We start from the raw sequence: 19,187 nt of genomic DNA on the forward strand, positions 1-19,187 counted from the left end.
GGAACGCGGTGCGGACGAAGGGAACGGCTCCCGACGTGCCCTCGGCTGGCCGTTCCCCGACGCGCGGGCGGGAGTGAGTACCGGAACCGGGCACGTCGTTGGTGCCCGCTCCGGTCACTCACCGACGCGCAGCAGACCTTCCTGCACCACCGTGGCCAGCAGCGAGCCGTCCCGCGAGAAGAAGTTGCCGGTGGCCAGCCCACGTGCCCCCGAGGCGCTGGGAGAGCTGCAGTCGTAGAGGAACCACTCGTCGGCGCGGAATCGCCGATGGAACCACATCGCGTGATCGAGACTGGCACCGTGGACCTCGTCCACACCCCAGTAGACGCCGTGCCGGGCCAGCACCGAGTCCAGCAGGGTCAGATCGGAGGCGTAGGCGAGCAGGCAGACGTGCAGCAGGTCGTCGTCGGGAAGGCTGCCGTCGGCCCGCATCCACACCCTGCTACGGGCGTCCCTGGGGCCGTCCTGCCTGCTCAGCCACGGTGGCTCGGTAACGTGCCGCATGTCGATGGGTCGGGGCAGGTTCGCCATGCCGCCCACTTCACCGGCCAGCTGACCGAGACGTTCACCGTAGGTGGGCAGTTCCTCCGGAGCGGGGACCTCCGGCATGGGTTCGGCGTGGTCCATCCCTCGTTCCTCGACCTGGAACGAAGCGGACAGCGAGAAGATCGTCTTGCCGTGCTGCACCGCGATGACGCGGCGGGTGGTGAACGAGCGACCGTCCCGGGTGCGATCCACCTCGTAGACGATCGGGACACTCGGATCCCCCGGACGCAGGAAATAGGCGTGCAGCGAGTGGACCCGGCGCTCGGACGGCACGGTCCTGCCCGCGGCGACCAGTGCCTGCCCCGCCACCTGGCCCCCGAACACGCGGACCGGGGACTCCGCCGGGCTGACGCCACGAAAGATGTTCTCCTCGATCGGTTCGAGGTCGAGCAATGCCACCAGTCGATCCAGCACCGGCTGTCCGTGTGGCATGCCACTGGCATCCACCGGAACGGACGACTGGCTGCCGGTCCCCGCCGGATCGGCGGCAGCGGCGCGTGCCGCTCGGGTCACTTCGGGCTCCTCGTGTCGGTGTTGGGCACACGCCGACCCTCCCGCGCAGCGGAATGCCGGAGCACGGCGATTCGCACCGTGGATCTCCGGTTCCGCCGCGACCGGGAGAAGTCAGACGTGATCCTCCTCGCCGAGACGGTGCACCCGGATCAGGTTGGTCGAACCGACGGTTCCGGGCGGGGACCCCGCGACGATGACGACCATGTCGCCACTGTCGGAACGTCCGATCGACAACATCGCCTGATCCACCTGGCGCACCATCTGGTCAGTGGTATCCACACTAGGCACCAGGAAGGTCTCCGTCCCCCAAGTGAGAGCGAGCTGACTACGAACGGACTCCTCGGGGGTGAACGCGAACAGCGGCAACCTGGTGTGCAGCCGTGCCAGCCGACGGACGGTGTCACCGGACTGCGTGAAGGCGACCAGTGCCTTGGCACTGAGTCGTTCGCCGATGTCCCTGGCTGCGTAGGAGATCACACCGCGCTTGGTCCGCGGCACGTGGCTCAGCTCCGGCGGCTCCGAGGAACCGGCTTCCACCGCCTCCACGATGCGGGCCATGGTCTCGACCGTCTCCACGGGGTAGTCCCCGACGCTGGTCTCGCCGGAAAGCATGACGGCATCGGTGCCGTCCAGCACGGCGTTGGCGACGTCCGAGGTCTCGGCCCTGGTCGGGCGGGGATTGCCGATCATGGAGTCGAGCATCTGGGTCGCGACGATGACCGGTTTGGCGTTCTCCCTGGCGATACCGATCGCCCGCTTCTGCACCAGCGGCACGTGTTCCAGCGGCAGCTCCACGCCGAGGTCTCCCCTGGCGACCATGACGCCGTCGAAGGCGAGCACGATGGCCTCGAGGTTGTCCACCGCCTCGGGCTTCTCCAACTTGGCGATCACCGGAACGCGGTGTCCGACCCGGTCCATGACCTGATGGACGATGTCGATGTCGGCGGGAGTACGCACGAACGACAGCGCGATGAAGTCCACGCCCATCCGCATCGCGAACTCCAGGTCCTCGACGTCCTTGTCGGACATGGCGGGAACCGAGACGTCCATCCCCGGCAGCGAAAGCCCCTTGTGATCGGAAACGGGGCCGCCCTCGACGACCTCGCAGACCACGTCGCTTTCCTCGACCGCAGTGACCGTCAGCCCGACCTTCCCGTCGTCGACCAGGATCTGGTCACCGACCTTGGCGTCTCCGATCAACCCCTCGTAAGTGGTGGAGACCCGGTCGTGGCTACCGACCACATCGGCCACGGTGATCCGGACGACCTCACCGGTGCGCCACTCGACCTCGCCCTCGGCGAAGGTTCCCAGTCGGATCTTCGGCCCCTGCAGGTCACCCAGGATCCCCACGGCACGTCCGGATTCGGCCGTCTCCGCACGCACCATGTCGTAAACCCGGCGGTGGTCGTCGTGGCTACCGTGGCTGAAGTTCAGCCGAGCGACATTCATGCCGGCGCTGACGAGCTCGGCCACCTTCTCCGGACTGGCGGTGGCTGGCCCCATAGTACAAACGATTTTGGCTCGTCGACTCACGGTGCAACAGCCTAGTCCGTCGACTCACGCGCGCAGTATGCCACCGTCGAGGTCAACCAACATCCGAGAGGCCGCATGCTGGATCCTTTCAGTCCCCGTGCACACCGCGCGTCGTTCGTACTGAGCTGCGTGGCTAGCCTGGTGATTCTTTTCACTCCCCCGGCGGGGGTTCCCGAGTCCCCACCCGGCACCGACAAGCTGGTGCACCTGGTGCTGTTCGCGGTGCTGACGCTGACCGGGCGGGCGGCTCGGATCGACCACCGGCTGCTGCTGTCGTGCCTGGTGTGCTACGCACCGCTCTCCGAGGCGTTGCAACAGTTACTGCCGGTGCATCGCGACGCGGAGGCGATGGACGCGATCACGGATCTGTGCGGGATCGCCGTGGGCCAAGCGTTGGTCGTACCGCTCCGGCGGATCACCCGCGGCACGAGATCCCAAAACTCACACGTTCGTGTGAGTAAACATCGATCCAGGTCACAGTCCCACTTCGCGAACCGCGAGACGGGTTCGAGGGAGTGAACGGAGGTACTCTCGGCGGTGTGGACTCCACCGCACGGGCCCGCTCACGCGCTGCCGGCGGCAATCTCCCGGCAGAAGTAACGAGCTTCGTCGGCAGGCGTCGCGAGATCACACTCACCAAACGACTGCTGGCCGAGTCGAGGGTGGTGACCCTGACCGGCCCCGGCGGTATCGGCAAGAGCCGGCTGGCGCTTCGGGTCGCCGCCAACATGAGCCGTTCGTTCCGGGACAAGACCTGGCAGGTCGAGCTCGGTGAGCTGCACGACCCGGACCTGGTCGCGACCGCCGTGGTCGAACAGCTCAACGTCGCCGAAACGTCGACGGGTACCGAACTCGACAACCTGGTCGAACACTTCAGGGAACGCGAAGCGCTCCTCGTGCTGGACAACTGCGAACACCTGGTACAGGCCTGCGCCGAACTGGTGGACACGTTGATCCGTTCGTGCCCGGGGCTTCGGGTACTGGCCACCAGCAGGCAGTCGCTCGGCGCGGCCGGGGAGAGCACGCTGATCGTACCGCCGTTGCAAACCCCCGACCCGGAACAACTACCCGCCGCGGAGGCGTACGAACAGTACGCGGCGGTACGGCTGTTCCTCGACCGGGCCCGTGCCGTTCTGCCGGAGTTCGAGGTCACCCCGGACAACGCCCCGGTGCTGATGCGGTTGTGTCACCGGCTCGACGGAAATCCGCTGGCGATAGAACTGGCCGTGGTACGACTGCGCTCACTGGCTCCGCGACAGCTGGAGGAGCGACTCGACGAACGCTACGAACTGCTCAGCGGAGGTCGCACCGGCGCGCCGCAGCGACAGCAGACGCTGCGGGCACTGATCGACTGGAGCTACGACCTGTGCACCGAGTCCGAACGCAGGGCATGGGCACACGTGTCGGTGTTCTCGGGCAGTTTCGACCTGGAGGCCGCGGAGTACGTGATCGACGGCACCGCGGAACGATCCAGGGCGGCCTCGCTGGTGCACGCTCTGGTGGACAAGTCGATCCTGCTGCGCGAGCGGGACGACGGGCCCAGCCGCTTCGTGCTGCCGCACACGCTTCGCGAGTACGGCCTCGAGAAACTGTGGGCAGCCGGTGATCTGCCCAAGGCCGAGGCGCGGCACCGCCAGTGGTACGTCAGTACGGTGCGCCGCTTCGCGGCGGAATGGATGGGGGCCGAGCAGGTCGAGTGGGTACGACGGCTGCGCGTGGAGCAGGCGAACCTGCGAGCGGCGCTGCGGTCGATGACCGAGCACGGCGAGGAGAGTTCCGAGGACCAGCACGCGGACGAGCGAACCTCCGCACCCCACGGGCCCGCCGTCGCACTACGAATGGCCACCGCGCTGGGACGCTACTGGCAACTGCGGGGGGCGCACTCCGAGGCCCGCTACTGGCTGGATCGCACCCTGGCACTGACCGGGACGCGGCAGGCACCCCGCGAGCGGGCCGCCGCGTTGGCCTCCAGCGCCTGGTTCACCCTGCTGCACGGCGACGTGTCGGGAGCACGCGGTTCACTGGACACCGCGGCCGCCACGCTCGAGGGACACGACGCTCCACTGGAGCGTGCGCACCTGACACGCACCTACGGGATGGCCGCCCTGTTCGACAACGATGCGGCCTCGGCGATCAGGTTGCTCGAAACCGCGCTGGAAGTCTTCCGGCGCGGGGCCGAGAAGGAGGGGGAACTGTTCACGCTGATCGGGTTGGGGGTGGCGCGCGCGGTCAACGGCAACGAGCGGGACGGGCTGGAACTGCTCGACGACGCGCTGGCGATCACCACCGGACGCGGTGAGGTGTACTGGCGCTCCTGGACGCTGTGGGCGATCGGCTATCTCAAGACGATCACCGACAAACCCGACCGGGCCGAACCGGCGTTGAAAGAAGCACTGAACCTGCAGCGACGGCTGGACAACCGGCTCGCTATCGCGTTCACCCTGGACACGCTGGCCTGGGCCGCGCACCTGCGGGGAAACGACAAACGAGCGGCCAGGTTGTTCGGTGCGGCCGGAGGCGCCTGGGAGTCCGCGCACTCCACTCCGAACCTCTACGTCGAGTTCGCCGAACAGCACCGGGCCCAGCTGGTCGCCACCAGGGAGGCGCTGGGCGAGGATACCTACAACGAATCCTTCGACAGGGGGTACCACTGGCAGCACGACACGGCGATCGACTTCGCGCTGGAGACCAAACAACGCTCCAGGGAAACCCAGCGGGAGAACGTGCACCCGATGCCGCTGACCAGCCGGGAACGCGAGATCGCCCAGCTGGTGGCCCAGGGGCGCACCAACAAGGAGATCGCCGAACAACTGGTCATCGCGCTGCGCACCGTGGAAGGGCACGTGCAGCACATCCTGACCAAGCTGGATTTCACGTCCCGGGCCCAGATCGCGGGCTGGGTCGCCGGAATGCGCTCCGAACAGGGAGAGTAAGCGGCGCCTCGTCACCCCGAGCCCGTGTTCGCTCGGACGGTGAGCACTCACTTCTCCTCGGTGGACTCCAGAAACCTGAGCGTGCCGTGCAGCGCCTCGGCGACCAGCTCACGCATGGCCGTTTCCGCCCTGCCGTACCGTCCCTCCTCGATGCACCGTGCGATCTCGCCGTGCAGCCCGACGGCCAGCGGCTCGGGATGCGCGGGCATCAGTCCCTGCTCGGTACGCCACCGCAGCACTTCCCGCACAACCTCGTGCAGCTGCGCGAACATCTCGTTGCCTGAAGCCCGCAACACCAGTGAGTGAAAGGCGACGTCGGCCTCCAGGAAACCTTCCAGGTCCCCCGCCTCGGCCAGTTCGTTCATCCGCTCACCTATGCGGATCAGTTCGGTCACGTCCTCGGCGCGGGCTCGTTGGGCGGCCGCACCGGCAGCCACCGGCTCCACGGCCGTACGCAGTTCGACGAGCGTCTTGACCTGGTTGGCACGGTCGGTTTCCAACGACCAGCGAATCAGCGCCGGGTCGAAGGTGTTCCACTCCTCGCGGGGTCGAACCACGATGCCCACACGCTGCCGCCCCACCACGAGACGGATCGAAGCCAACGTACGCACCACTTCGCGCACCACGGTGCGCGAGATTCCGAAACGCTGTTCGAGATCCTCACCACGTAGCACGCTGCCCGGAGGATGAACGCCCGCACTGATCTCCCGCCCCAGTATCTCGACGATCTCCCCGTGCAGTCCTCCGCTCATGTCGGCTCCGTTCACAGCCACACGTGCCCCGACCACCACTTTCGGCGGCTCCGTCCGGAGTTCGTCGGAAAACGACAGTGCCGGGCACGAATGTGGCACGTCCACATTCCAGGCGCCGAGAATATCCGCCCGCCCCACCCGGCACGGGAGCGGAGGTGGCGACGGCGGCGCGACGGTGGGCACGCTCCACGATCAACTGCGCCCGATGGTCGCGTCGTTTCCGGGGTACACTCGTTCGTCGGGCCTGTTGGCGGGCCGCGGTGTCGCGAAGCACACCGCAGCGCCCGGAACCCCACGCCCGTCCTGTTCCAACGCGCATGACCGCACGAGGTGGAGTCGTGTCCGAAACCCGAGCCGATCGGGAACTTGACCACGCCGACAGCGTCGCCGCCGAACAGCGGTACGTCTCGATGCTCTACGACAAGCTCGACGAACTGCGGCGGTACAACAGCAAACGCCTGGCCGAGACGCTGCGGGAGACCGGTGGAACTCCCCAGGCACGTACCGAGCGTGACATTTCCACCAAGATGCACATCGACAAGCTCTCGCAGCTCAGCGCGGTGGAGAACGGGCTGTGCTTCGGCAGGCTCGACCTGGACAGCGAGGAGCGGTTTCACATCGGCAGGCTCGGCCTGTTCGACGAGGAGAACGAGTACGCGCCGTTGCTGATCGACTGGCGCGCTCCCGCAGCGCGACCGTTCTACCTGGCCACGGCGGCCTCCCGCGACGGGGTGATAAGGCGTAGGCACATCCGCACCACCAGGCGCACGGTCACGGACCTGGAGGACGAGGTCCTGGACCTGGACTCCGCCGAGCAGGGAAGCCACCTTGGACTCGCGGGTGAGGCGACGCTGCTGGCGGCGCTGGACGAACGCCGTACCGGCCAGATGGGCGACATCGTCGCGACCATTCAGGCCGAGCAGGACAACATCATCCGCAGCGGCATGAACGGTGTTCTGGTGGTGCAGGGCGGTCCGGGTACCGGCAAGACCGCGGTGGCACTGCACCGAGCCGCGTACCTGCTCTACACCTACCGGCAGCAACTGACCAAGCGCGGTGTGCTGGTGGTGGGACCCAACAAGACCTTCCTGCGCTACATCGGCCAGGTGCTGCCCTCCCTCGGCGAGACCGGTGTGCTGCTATCCACCGTCGGAGAGCTGTACCCGGGCGTGGCCGCCACTGCGACGGAAACGGCCACCGCCGCCGAGCTCAAGGGGCGTACCGAGATGGTCTCGGTGCTCAACAACGCCGTGCGGGACCGCCAGCAGGTACCGCGCAAGTACATCGAGGTGACTTTCGACCGCGAGCCACTCCACATCGACAAGAGCACCTGCAGCCAGGCACGCACCAAGGCCCGGCGAGCACGCAAACCGCACAACGAGGCCAGGAAGATCTTCCGGCGCGAGATGTTCTCGGCACTGGCGCTGCAGGTGGCCGACCGGTTGGGGCGGGATCTGCTCGACCAGCGCGACATCGACGACATCGCGGCGGAGCTGCGGGCGGACAGTCAGGTGTGCGAGGTACTCGAACAGCTGTGGCCGGAGATCGAACCCACCACGCTGCTGGACGAGCTGTTGAGCTCGCCGGAACGCATGAAGAAAGCCGCGCGCAGGTACTTCGACGAGTCACAACGCCGGGCGATGCTGCGGGAACCGGGCTCGGAGTGGACACCCGCCGACGCTCCGCTGCTCGACGAGCTGGCAGAGCTGCTGGGGGAGGACGACTCGGAGCAGCAGCAGGCACAGCTGCGGCAGGAGCGGGAGGAGCTCGCCTACGCCGAGGGAGTGCTGCACATCATGGAGCAGGACGAGGAGATCATGGATCCCGAACGACTTCGGGTCTCCGATGTACTCGACGCCGACCTGCTCGCGGAGCGCAATCGCACCAACAGTGAGCTCACAGCGGCCGAACGAGCGGCGGGGGACCGCACCTGGACCTTCGGGCACGTGATCGTCGACGAGGCGCAGGAGCTGTCGGCGATGGCGTGGCGAGTGATCATGCGTCGTTGCCCGAGCCGCTCGATGACCGTGGTGGGTGACATCGCCCAGACCGGTTCGGCCGCGGGCGCCTCGTCCTGGCACGACGTGCTCGGGCCGTACGTGGCGCGCCGGTGGCGCCTGGAGGAGCTCACCGTCAACTACCGGACGCCGAGTGAGATCATGTCGATGGCGACCCCGTTGCTCGCCGAGATGGACGTGGACCTGTCCGTGCCGACCTCGGTGCGCAGCACGGGCATCGAACCGTCCCTGGTTCGGACTTCGGAGGAAGAGGACACCGCCCGAACCGCGCGACTGGCCGCCGAGGAACTCGAAGCCGTCGACGGCGGCCACGTGGCGGTACTCTGCCCACCCGACCGCCGCGAGGAGTTCGGAGGCGAGGTCTCCGAGCTGATACCGCGGGCCGCCGTGGGGCCGCGTCCGGAAGGTCTGGAAGCTCCGGTGATGGTCCTCAGCGTCGATCAGGCCAAGGGACTGGAGTTCGACAGCGTGATCGTGGCGGACCCCGCGGGCATCCTCGAACAGTCTCCCCGGGGAATCAACGACATCTACGTGGCGCTCACCCGAACCACGACCAGGCTCAGTGTCGTGCATCACGGCGACCTACCCGCCCCGTTGGGGCCCCCGGAGAGCTGAACCGCCGTTCGGCGGCCCCGGTTTCCGGGTTCGGACAGTCGGCGGGACCGGACCGCCCTCCACCGGAGTCCTCGACCAGTGGCGAACCGCTACGGACTTCGCGGGTTCCACACAACGAACTCGGGTGATTCCCGGGACGGCACGCAACGGACGATACTGCCTTCGCCAGGATCGGGATGGTATCTTTCCTGTTCAGGAAGCCACGCCCGAACACAGGGGCGCGGCTTTCGTGATGTCGTGCGGGCGGAATCCGCCGTGAGTGCGCTCCGGCCACGGCAACCGTGCGCTTCCGAAAGGGGTTGGTGGGGCCGCACGGGGCCACCTCGACACGACATCGACGACAGCCGTTCCCGGTGCAGGAACGCGGCGTCGCCCACCCGGCGGGCGCCGCGGAGCACCGATCGAAACCGAGGACATCATGAGTCGGACAACCGGATTCCGCCGCGGGGTGCCCCTGCTGCTCGCCCTGGTGGCGCTCCTGGCGGGGATCACCTCGTGTGCGCAGCGCCCAGCCTCCGAAGAGCCGGTCCAGCAGGGCAACGATCGGGCTTCGGCGTTTCCGGTACGGGTGAAGCTTTCGGGGCAGGAACCGGTGACGCTGCCCGAGCAGCCGAAGCGCATCGTCTCGTTGAGCCCCACCGCCACCGAGGTGCTCTACGCGATCGGGGCGGGCAACCGGGTCGTGGCCGTGGACAAGTACTCCACCTACCCCGAGCGGGCACCACGCGAGGAGATCTCCGCGCTGAACGTCGGAGCCGGCACCGTCTCGGAGTACCGCCCCGATCTCGTGATCGCGCAGGCGGGCAGTGCCGGTGAACTGGCCAAGGGACTGCGCGAACTGGACATTCCGGTACTGCTGACCCCCTCCGCGAAGGATCTCTCTGCCGCTTACCAACAGATGAAGGCACTCGGACGTGCCACCGGGCACAACGAGGAGGCCGCCGACACCGTGCGACGGGTTCGTTCCGAGATCGACAAGCTGGTGCGGGAGACTCCCGAACTCGAACAGCCGCTGACCTACTACCACGAGGTCGGCCCCGATTACTTCACCGCGACGTCCAAGAGTTTCGTGGGCAGCGTCTACGAGAAGTTCGGGCTGGACAACATCGCCGACTCCGCGGGAGGCAAGTTCCCCCAGCTTTCCGAGGAGAAGATCCTGGGAGCGGATCCGGACATGATCTTTCTCGCCGACACCGGGACGGCCGGCGTGACCAAGGGGTCCGTCGCCGAGCGTCCCGGCTGGCAGACGCTGACCGCGGTGAAGCGGGGGCAGGTCTACGAGTTGAACGAGGACGTGGCCGGCAGGTGGGGACCGCGCGTGGTGGAGCTCGCCCGCTCGATCAGTGAAGCGATCGACGGTACCAGGCAGGGCTGACGCTCCTCCGATGCGCGATTCGCGAACCCTGCCCGCCGGGACGCTCGAAACTCCCGCGACCTCCGCACAGCGGCCCCGGCGAGCACGCGGCAGCAGGCTGCGGCCGCGTCACCTGCTGATCGGTGTCGCCGCGCTCGCCGTACTGATACTGGTCTCGGTGCTGACCGGGGCCTCGGATCTGGGGTGGCAACGGGTACTCGCCGAACTCGGCGCCCAGCTCACCGGTGGTGTCTCGCCGTTGTCCGAACGTGAGGCGGCGATACTGTGGCAGTTGCGCGTACCTCGGGTGGTACTGGCCGTTCTCGTCGGAGCCGCCCTGGCCGTCTCCGGAGCGGCGTTCCAGGGAGTGTTTCGCAATCCGCTGGCCGATCCCTACCTGCTGGGAGCGGCCTCCGGTGCGGGACTGAGCGTGACCGTCGTGGTGACGGCGGTTCCGCAGGTCACTCTCGGCAGCACCGGTCTGGCGCAGGTGGCCGCGTTCCTCGGAGCGCTGGGCGGGGTCGGGCTGACCTGGCTGATCGGGCGCTCGGCCGGACCGGACACGGCCACGCTGGTACTGGCGGGCGTGGCGGTCAGTGCGTTCCTCACAGCCGCGCAGACCTTCGTGCAACAGCTGCGCGTGGAATCGCTGCAACGGGTCTACATGTGGCTGCTGGGCAGGCTGAGCACCAGTGGATGGCACGAGGTGCTGACGGTAGTCCCCGGATTGTGTCTGGCCACGGTGGTGCTGTGCGCGTGCGGACGGTTGCTGGACCTGCTGGGCACCGGTGACGAGGAAGCGGCGGCGCTGGGGGTGCGCCCTGGCAGGGTACGCGCCCTGGTTCTGGTGGCCGCTTCGCTGGCCACCGCCTCAGCGGTGTCGGTGGCCGGGCTGATCGGTTTCGTGGGATTGGTCGTTCCGCATCTGGTACGGCTGGCTCTCGGTGGCAGCTACCGGGTCATCGTGCCGGTGTCCCTGCTGTTCGGCGGAGCCTTCCTCGTCGGTGCGGACATGCTGGCCCGGACGGTCATGGCCCCCGCCGAACTGCCGATCGGCGTGATCACGGCGTTCACCGGTGCGCCCTTCTTCGCGCTGTTGCTGCACACCAGCCGACGGCGATGATCCCGGTTGTGCCCCGCCCGGGGCGTCCCCGCGGCGAGGAACGCCGTCGCGGGGACGAGCGCCCCACTCGTCGACAGGCGCGGCGGCGCCGGGAAGGACGAAGGAACTCTGCCACACCGAACGATACGAGTCGGAACATCAACCGGAAGTCGATCAGAAAGCTGTTCGAATGAGCCTCGTGGAACTCGACGGGCTGAGCGCGGGGTACCGCGGCAGTCCCGTGCTGTCGGACGTCTCGACAGCGATCGGTGCGGGCGGCTGGCTCGGTGTGATCGGACCGAACGGCTCCGGCAAGTCCACGCTGCTCAAGGCGATGCTCGGACTGGTGCACCACGGCGGGACCGTGACGGTGGACGGTCGCCGCGTCAGCGGGCTCCGACAGCGTGAGCGGGCGAAGCTGCTCGGATACGCCCCGCAGCTACCGCAGCTACCGGTCGGCATGACCGTCACCGACTACGTGCTGCTGGGGCGCACGCCCTACACCGGCCTGCTGGGACGGGAGAGCACCAAGGACCTCGACATCGTCGTCGAGGTGCTGGAACGGCTCGACCTGATCGATCTCGCGGAACGGGTGCTGTCCGACCTTTCCGGTGGCGAACGGCAGCGCGCGGTCCTGGCACGGGCGCTGGCGCAACGCACCGGAGTGCTGCTGCTCGACGAACCCACCACGGGACTGGACGTCGGACACGCGCAGGCGCTGCTGGACCTGGTCGACGAGCTACGCCACGAACGCGGCACCACCGTGGTGACCACACTGCACGACCTGACCATGGCGGGGCAGTACGCCGAGCACCTGCTGCTGCTCGAGCACGGCAGGGTGAGCGCCGAGGGCGCTCCGGAGGAGGTGCTGACCACCGACGTACTGCGCCGGCACTACGCGGCGCGGGTCTCGATTCTGCCGTTGCCGGACGGCTCAACGGCCGTCACGCCCGTGCGGGAGTAGACGCGCCGCCCCGGGGAAGGGTGACGGACCGACCCGTCCGGCCACGCACGCGTCACCGCCGGCCCGATTCCGGCACGGCGGGTGTGCGCGGAGTCGCGGCTAACGTTGCCCGTCGTCGCCGCTCCCGGGCTCACCCCGCCGCGCGTTCTCGGAGGTTCCGGAATCCGCTTCGGAACCGGACCGCCGCTCGTCGGGACTCGCCCGGGAGTCGTTCGGCGGCGTCGCCACGTCGGCCGGCGTGTCGGGAGGAGTCGCTCCGTAGTCCGGGTCCCCGGGTAACGGTTTGCCCAGCAACCGCTCGGGCTCCTCCCTGGAACGCCGGACCAGCAGCAGGTAGCCGACCGCCCCGAGGAAGACCAGTGCCGAGACGTAGACGTTGACCCGGATGCCGAGGTCGAACGGCGTGGAAGCCGGATCGGTACGCATCATCTCGATCCAGAACCGGCCCGCCGTGTAGCCGGCCACGTACAGCGCGAACACCCTGCCGTGCCCCAGCCGGAACCTGCGGTCGGCCCAGACGAGCAGCAGTGCGACCAACAGGTTCCACAGCAGCTCGTAGAGGAAGGTCGGGTGCACCACTTCGACGGGAACGTCGCTGACCGCCACACCGGTCACCGGATTCGGCTCGCGCTGGTATATCTCCAACCCCCACGGCAGGTCGGTCGGTCCGCCGTAGAGCTCCTGGTTGAAGTAGTTGCCCAGCCTTCCGATCGCCTGCGCGACCACCAGCCCCGGGGCGACGGCGTCGGCGAAGGCGGGCAGCGGGACGCCACGTCTCCTGCAACCGATCCAGGCACCGACGGCGCCCAGTGCCACGGCTCCCCAGATGCCGAGACCACCCTGCCAGATCTTGAAGACGTCCCACCACGGATTGGGACTGTCCGGGCCGAAGTAGCGCCAGTAATCGGTGATCACATGGTAGATCCTGCCGCCGACCAGGCCGAACGGGACGGCGAAGACCGCGATGTCGGTGACGGCGCCCTTGCGCCCACCTCGGGCGACCCAGCGCCGTTCCGACCAGAGGATCGCGACGACGATCCCCGCGATGATGCACAGGGCGTAGGCACGAATGGGAATCGGCCCGACGTACCACACGCCCTGGGGCGGGCTGGGTATGTTGGCCAGATAGGTGGTCGCCGAGGCGGGTAGCGCGACAGTCACGCGACCACCGTAACGGGCGGTGGGGCGGGGACCACCACTGGCTCCGCGGTCGGTTCCGTCACGGGACCGGAGCGGAGTTCCTCCGGACGCCACGCCCGAGTTCGGCCGCGAACTCCGCGACTCCGGCCGTGCCGTCCTGCCTGGCACGATCGATGAAGGCGGAGCCGACGATCACACCGTCGGCGAACTCCGCCACCTCGGCGGCGTGCTCGGCGGTGCGCACCCCCAACCCCACACCGACCGGCAGCTCGGTGTGCGCGCGGGTGCGCCGCACGAGCTCCCGGGCGGAACCGGAGACCGAGTCACGCGCACCGGTGACCCCCATCACCGACGCCGCGTAGAGGAACCCCGATCCCGCTCCGGCGGTCATCGCCAGTCTGCGTTCGGTGGAGGAGGGCGCGACCAGGAAGATCCGGTCGAGCCGGTGCTGCCGTGCCGCGGCCAGCCACTCGTCGGCCTCGTCGGGCACCAGGTCCGGAGTGATCACACCGAGGCCGCCCGCGGCCGCGAGGTCCCGCGCGAAGGCGTCGGGACCGTAGTGGTGCACCGGATTCCAGTAGGTCATCACCACCGGAGCGGCTCCCGTCTCGGCGACCGCCGAGACGATGTCGAACAACTGGCGGACCCGGAACCCGTTGCGCAGGGCCTCACCACTGGCGGCCTGGATGGTGGGGCCGTCCATGACCGGATCCGAGTAGGGAATACCGATCTCGACGACGTCACAGCCGGGGGTGTCACCGTCACCGCGCACCATGGCGCGGAACAACTCGACGCTGTCGGGGACGGTGGGAAACCCCGCGGGCAGATAACCGATCAGGGCCGCGCGTCGCTGAGCCGCGCAGTCGCGGAATACCTCGTGCAGACTCACCGCTGGTCCTCTCCCGTGATCCCGGCCTCGGGCACGAGACCGAAGTACTGCGCGGCAGTGTCCATGTCCTTGTCACCCCGCCCGGAAAGGTTGACCACGAGCACGGCCTCCGGGCCGAGTTCCGCACCGAGCCGGAGAGCACCGGCCAACGCGTGCGCCGACTCGATGGCCGGGATGATGCCTTCGGTACGGGACAGCAGCCGGAACGCGTGCATCGCCTCGTCATCGGTGACGGCGCGGTACTCCGCACGCCCGGTGTCGGCCAGCCAGGCGTGCTCGGGTCCCACACCGGGATAGTCCAGTCCTGCCGATATCGAGTACGCCTCAGCGATCTGGCCGTCCTCGTCCTGCAGCAGATAGGACCTGGCACCGTGCAGCGTGCCGGGCGTCCCACTGGTGAGCGCGGCACCGTGCTCACCACTGTCGAGGCCGTGACCACCGGCCTCCATGCCCACCAGTCGCACCCCGGGGTCGTCGATGAAGCCGTGGAAGATCCCGATGGCGTTGGATCCCCCGCCCACGCAGGCGACCACCGCGTCGGGCAGCCCACCGGTGTGTCGCAGTACCTGCTCCCTGCTCTCCTCGCCGATGATCCTGTGCAGATTGCGGACCATGAGGGGGAACGGGTGGGCACCGGCCGCGGTGCCGAGCAGGTAGTGCGTGTCGGCGACGTTGGCCACCCAGTCGCGGAGTGCTTCGTTGATCGCGTCCTTGAGGGTGGCCGAACCGGTGTCGACGGGACGCACCTCGGCCCCGAGCAGCCGCATCCGGGCCACGTTGAGGGCCTGCCGCTCGGTGTCGGTGGCTCCCATGTACACGACACAGTCCAGATCGAGCAGCGCACAGGCCGTGGCGGTGGCGACACCGTGCTGGCCCGCGCCGGTCTCGGCGATCACGCGGCGTTTGCCCATCCGCTTGACCAGCAGGGCCTGCCCCAGCACATTGTTGATCTTGTGGGATCCGGTGTGGTTGAGGTCCTCCCGCTTGAGGAAGACCCGAGCACCGCCCGCGTGGGCACCGAATCGTTCGGCCTCGGTCAGCGGTGAGGGCCTGCCCGCGTAGTCGCGCAACAGCCGTTCGAGCTCGGCGACGAACTCCGGATCGTTACGAGCCTTCTCGTACTCATCGGCCAGCTCGTCCTGTGCCGCTATCAGTGCCTCGGGCATGAAGCGGCCCCCGTAGGAACCGAAGTGTCCACCGGGATCGGGATCGTGCCCGTGGGGGTCCGCCTCCCCCGGAGTCGCGGCTCGCCGCGCGGTGTCGGAGTCTCGTGCTGTCATCCGGCTTCCTATCCGCGGCTGGGACGCGGGCAGGCGGGGTGCGAGCCCGCCGTGACCAACTGTGTCAACGCCGCACGTGGATTGTCACTGCTGACCAGCCCTTCGCCCACCAGCACCGCGTCGGCGCCGGAACCGGCGTAGGCCATCAGATCGCTCGGCCCCCGCACCCCGGATTCCGCGATCTTGATGACCCCGGCGGGCAGCCCCGGAGCGATGCGACCGAACACGTCGCGGTCGACTTCCAGGGTGTGCAGGTCACGCGCGTTGATTCCGATGATCTTGCCACCGGCCGCGAGCGCGCGATCGGCCTCCTCCGCGGTGTGCACCTCGACCAGGGCCATCATGCCGAGTGACTCCACTCGGTCCAGCAGCGCTTCGAGGGCGTTCTGCTCCAGGGCCGCGACGATGAGCAGCACCATGTCGGCACCGTGCGCACGGGCCTCGTGCACCTGGTAGGGACTGACGATGAAGTCCTTCCGCAGCAGCGGCGCGTTCACCCGAGCACGCACCGCGTCCAGGTCCCGCAGCGACCCCCCGAAACGACGCTGTTCGGTGAGCACGCTGATTATGCGGGCACCCGACTCGTAGTATCCGGCGGCTAGATCGGCGGGCTCGGCGATGTCGGCCAGCTCTCCCTTCGAGGGACTGCGCCGCTTCACCTCCGCGATCACGCCGACACCGGGCTCGTGCAGTGCCGCCCAGACGTCCTTGGGTGGTTGTGCGGCCGCCGAAAGCTGCTTGATCTCCTCGAACGGGACCTCCGCCTCACGGGCGGCCAGGTCCTGCCGAACATCGTCGATGATCGCGTCCAAAACACTCACGAGGCCACCTCGCACAGGGCCGGCCGGACACTTACTCGCAGGTGGCAATACGCGCGGATCGTCCTATCGCGCTCGATCACGACACTCCCCTTCCCCGCCGTGCCGGTCGCGGTACCGATGCTAAACCCGTTCAGTGTGAACCCCGCCGCAGGGGGCGGAACAATGTCCCAGCGCATCAAGGACCTTGGTCCCTGGTCGACGCGCGCTCCCGTTGTCAGGAAAGCCCCGCACCGGGAAAAACACAGTTCTCTCGTGGGCTCGGAGCACTCCGTCCCCGAACCGTGACCGGCCCTCGGCCGGGAATCAACCGTTCTCGTCTCCGTCACCCGCTTCGGTGGGGTCACGCCCTTCGTCCAGATCCTCCCAGAGACGCCGGTCCGGATCACGGGTTTCCCGCGCTTCGGCGGGTGCGGAGTACTTGGCCCCCATGGCCGGCATCCGCCGGGCGGCGAGCATCACCGCCAAACCGCACAGCAGGAGCACGAGCGCCGCGCCCCCCATCAGTGCGGGACCGTAGGGCAGGACCCCACGCACCTCCAGCGGTTCGCTGCCCGGCGCGGCGCCGGGCACCTCGGAAACACCTCGGGACCCGGCCAACCAGTCGAACAGGCGCCACCCCAGCAGAACCGCCTCGAGGACGATGATCAGACCGATCAACCGACGCAGCAGACCACCGGTCGCCAGCACGGCGGCGATCGCCGCCAGGGTGGCCAGTGCGAGCGGGGTGAGCTCGGGGCGAATCGCCTCACCGGCCACTCGTGCCACGTCGGCCCCGGAGAACGGTGTCCGGTAACGCTGCCGGATCCACACCGTTGAACTCGCCGCCCACAGTCCGACGGCGACGGCAAGCATGCCGATGACGCACGAGACCAACAACCGGCGGCCCGTCGCGCTCCGCCCGGTTGACTCCTGTCGGTTGGTCAAGCCGGTTTCACACTCCCGTCTCGGGATCTGGGGGTCGGTGTCTCGGGAAGCCGGACCTCCGGCCGATCCGGTCGCCCGTGGTCGGGTGGAAGACATCACTTCGGAAGCGGGCCTTCCGACTCCGGGGACGGGGTGCCGACTCGGAACTCGTCGACGCGGCCGTCGGGTGTGGTGTCGATCCGGGCAGCCGGTTCGTCCGCCGGGCGGCGGAGTGTCCCCGCCGTGGCTACGGCATTGAGCACCGCCCTGGCCTTGTTCAGGCACTCCTGGTCCTCGGCCACCGGGTCCGAGTCGGCGACGATACCGCCGCCCGCCTGCACGTACGCGGTGCCGTGCCGCAGCAGCGCGGTGCGGATGGCGATGGCCGTGTCGGCATTGCCCGCGAAATCGAAGTAGCCGACCACTCCGCCGTACTGCGCACGCCGTGTCGGCTCCAGCTCCTCGATTATCCGCATGGCACGAGGCTTGGGCGCCCCGGACAGCGTGCCCGCGGGGAAACAGGCGGTCACCGCGTCGAGCGCGTTGTGATCCTCCCCGAGCTCACCGGTGACCGAGGAGACGATGTGCATGACGTGGCTGTAGCGCTCCACGCGGAAGAACTCCACGGGGTGCACCGATCCGGGACGACACACCCTTCCAAGGTCGTTGCGGGCCAGATCGACGAGCATGAGGTGCTCGGCACGCTCCTTCTCGTCGTTGATGAGTTCCTTTTCGAGGGCCACGTCCTCGTCCTCGTCGGCGCCCCGCCACCTGGTACCGGCGATGGGATAGGTGGTGGCGTTGCCGTCCCGTACCTTGACCAACGACTCGGGACTGGATCCCACGATGTCGAACGGCTGGTCATCGGCGGGGTCGGGCAGCCGCAGCAGGTACATGTAGGGACTCGGATTGGTGGTGCGCAGTATCCGGTAGATGTCCAGCGCCTGCGCGTCGGTACGCATCTCGAAGCGCTGCGAGACGACCACCTGGAACGCCTCGCCCTCGTGGATCGCCTCCTTGGCGCGTCGCACCGCCTCCCGGTGTCGTTCGGAGTCGCGGTAGCGGGTGAACTCCGGCTCCGGCCGGGAAAAGGTCGCCACGGTGGAGGGCGCGGGGGCGTGCAACCGTCGTGTCATCTCGTCGAGCCTGGCTACGGCGTCGTCGTAGGCCGCGTCCACCCGCTCGGGGCTGTCGTCCCAGTTGACCGCGTTGGCGATCAACGTGACGGTTCCCTCGTGGTGATCCAGCGCGGCGAGATCGGTGGCGAAGAGCATCACCATCTCCGGGATACCGAGATCGTCCTCGGTCTCCTCCGGCAGGAGTTCGAACCTGCGGACGGTGTCGTAGCCGAGATAACCGACCATTCCGCCGGTCAGCGGCGGCAACCCGGGCAACGGATCGGTGTGCAACAGCCGCAGGGTCTCGCGGAGCGTGGTCATCGGGTCACCTTCGGTGGGTAGACCCGTCGGCGGTGTCCCCAGCCACTGCGATTCACCGTCACGCACCGTGAGAGCAGCGGCGCTGCGCACTCCCACGAAGGACCAGCGCGACCAGGAACGCCCGTTCTCCGCGGACTCGAACAGGAACGTCCCGGACTCGTTGCGCGCCAATTTGCGATACAGCCCGAGCGGCGTCTCGTCATCCGCGAGCAGTCGCCGCACGACCGGGATTACCCGGCGCCCCACGGCGAGCTCACGGAATTCGGCTCGCGATGGGCTGCTAGTGCCGATGTCACCGTCGCCGACCATGACGTCATTGTCGCAGGCCGCCCACGGCGGCTTACCGCGACTGACCGGAAGTTGCGGAAGACGCGACCCGACGGTG

15 protein-coding genes are annotated in these 19,187 nt (G+C 68.3%); 6 read left to right on the top strand and 9 right to left on the bottom strand.

The window, feature by feature from the left end:
- Positions 1-114 precede the first annotated feature (114 nt).
- Together tesB and pyk are read right to left on the bottom strand one after the other, a co-directional pair.
- A complete protein-coding gene (tesB, locus tag BM394_RS11295) occupies positions 115-1,059 on the bottom strand; it encodes an acyl-CoA thioesterase II (RefSeq protein ID WP_175496701.1) in 945 nt (314 codons plus the stop codon).
- Between the two features lie 111 nt (positions 1,060-1,170).
- Entirely contained in the window at positions 1,171-2,592 is a 1,422-nt protein-coding gene (pyk, locus tag BM394_RS11300; protein WP_092924696.1) for a pyruvate kinase, read from the bottom strand.
- A 129-nt stretch (positions 2,593-2,721) separates the two neighbouring features.
- Here pyk and BM394_RS11305 point away from each other — a divergent pair, with 129 nt between their 5' ends.
- Positions 2,722-3,111, top strand: a complete 390-nt coding sequence (locus tag BM394_RS11305; RefSeq protein ID WP_139235202.1) for a VanZ family protein — start codon at positions 2,722-2,724, stop codon at positions 3,109-3,111.
- Between the two features lie 20 nt (positions 3,112-3,131).
- Positions 3,132-5,525, top strand: a complete 2,394-nt coding sequence (locus tag BM394_RS11310) for an ATP-binding protein (protein WP_092977822.1) — start codon at positions 3,132-3,134, stop codon at positions 5,523-5,525.
- 47 nt (positions 5,526-5,572) lie between these two features.
- On the opposite strand, the gene BM394_RS11315 is transcribed toward BM394_RS11310, so the two are convergent.
- A complete protein-coding gene (locus tag BM394_RS11315) occupies positions 5,573-6,277 on the bottom strand; it encodes a FadR/GntR family transcriptional regulator (protein WP_092977824.1) in 705 nt (234 codons plus the stop codon).
- 338 nt (positions 6,278-6,615) lie between these two features.
- Between BM394_RS11315 and BM394_RS11320 the strand changes: the two genes are divergently transcribed.
- The 4 genes from BM394_RS11320 (at position 6,616) to BM394_RS11335 (ending at position 12,330) form a co-directional block, all read left to right on the top strand.
- Positions 6,616-8,910, top strand: a complete 2,295-nt coding sequence (locus BM394_RS11320) for a HelD family protein (protein ID WP_092977826.1) — start codon at positions 6,616-6,618, stop codon at positions 8,908-8,910.
- 418 nt (positions 8,911-9,328) lie between these two features.
- Positions 9,329-10,285, top strand: coding sequence for an ABC transporter substrate-binding protein (locus tag BM394_RS11325; RefSeq protein WP_092977523.1), 957 nt, complete (start codon positions 9,329-9,331; stop codon positions 10,283-10,285).
- 10 nt (positions 10,286-10,295) lie between these two features.
- A complete protein-coding gene (locus tag BM394_RS11330) occupies positions 10,296-11,387 on the top strand; it encodes a FecCD family ABC transporter permease (protein ID WP_092977526.1) in 1,092 nt (363 codons plus the stop codon).
- A gap of 169 nt (positions 11,388-11,556) precedes the next feature.
- Positions 11,557-12,330 (top strand): ABC transporter ATP-binding protein, encoded by a 774-nt coding sequence (locus BM394_RS11335; RefSeq protein WP_092977528.1) that lies wholly within the window; start codon positions 11,557-11,559, stop codon positions 12,328-12,330.
- Positions 12,331-12,429: 99 nt separating this feature from the next.
- Here the strand turns inward: BM394_RS11335 and lgt are convergent, their stop codons facing one another.
- From lgt to BM394_RS11370, 6 genes are all read right to left on the bottom strand, one after another.
- Positions 12,430-13,491 carry a prolipoprotein diacylglyceryl transferase gene (gene lgt, locus BM394_RS11340; RefSeq protein WP_092977828.1) on the bottom strand — a complete coding sequence of 354 codons (1,062 nt, stop codon included), beginning with the start codon at positions 13,489-13,491 and terminating at the stop codon, positions 12,430-12,432.
- A 58-nt stretch (positions 13,492-13,549) separates the two neighbouring features.
- On the bottom strand, positions 13,550-14,359 hold the full coding sequence (trpA, locus tag BM394_RS11345) for a tryptophan synthase subunit alpha (RefSeq protein WP_092977530.1): 810 nt from the start codon (positions 14,357-14,359) through the stop codon (positions 13,550-13,552).
- On the bottom strand, positions 14,356-15,639 hold the full coding sequence (gene trpB / locus BM394_RS11350) for a tryptophan synthase subunit beta (RefSeq protein ID WP_092977532.1): 1,284 nt from the start codon (positions 15,637-15,639) through the stop codon (positions 14,356-14,358). Before trpB ends, trpA begins: the two co-directional genes overlap by 4 nt.
- Positions 15,640-15,647: 8 nt before the next feature.
- The gene (trpC, locus tag BM394_RS11355) at positions 15,648-16,460 is read right to left on the bottom strand and encodes an indole-3-glycerol phosphate synthase TrpC (RefSeq protein WP_092924680.1); all 813 of its coding nucleotides are present in this window, start codon (positions 16,458-16,460) and stop codon (positions 15,648-15,650) included.
- A gap of 303 nt (positions 16,461-16,763) precedes the next feature.
- Positions 16,764-17,384 carry a Trp biosynthesis-associated membrane protein gene (locus BM394_RS11365; RefSeq protein WP_092977830.1) on the bottom strand — a complete coding sequence of 207 codons (621 nt, stop codon included), beginning with the start codon at positions 17,382-17,384 and terminating at the stop codon, positions 16,764-16,766.
- A gap of 95 nt (positions 17,385-17,479) precedes the next feature.
- On the bottom strand, positions 17,480-19,111 hold the full coding sequence (locus BM394_RS11370; RefSeq protein WP_092977536.1) for an anthranilate synthase component I: 1,632 nt from the start codon (positions 19,109-19,111) through the stop codon (positions 17,480-17,482).
- Between the last annotated feature and the right edge of the window lie 76 nt (positions 19,112-19,187).

The sequence above is a fragment of the Actinopolyspora lacussalsi subsp. righensis genome, from assembly GCF_900116555.1.
GTDB classification, from domain to species: domain Bacteria; phylum Actinomycetota; class Actinomycetes; order Mycobacteriales; family Pseudonocardiaceae; genus Actinopolyspora; species Actinopolyspora lacussalsi.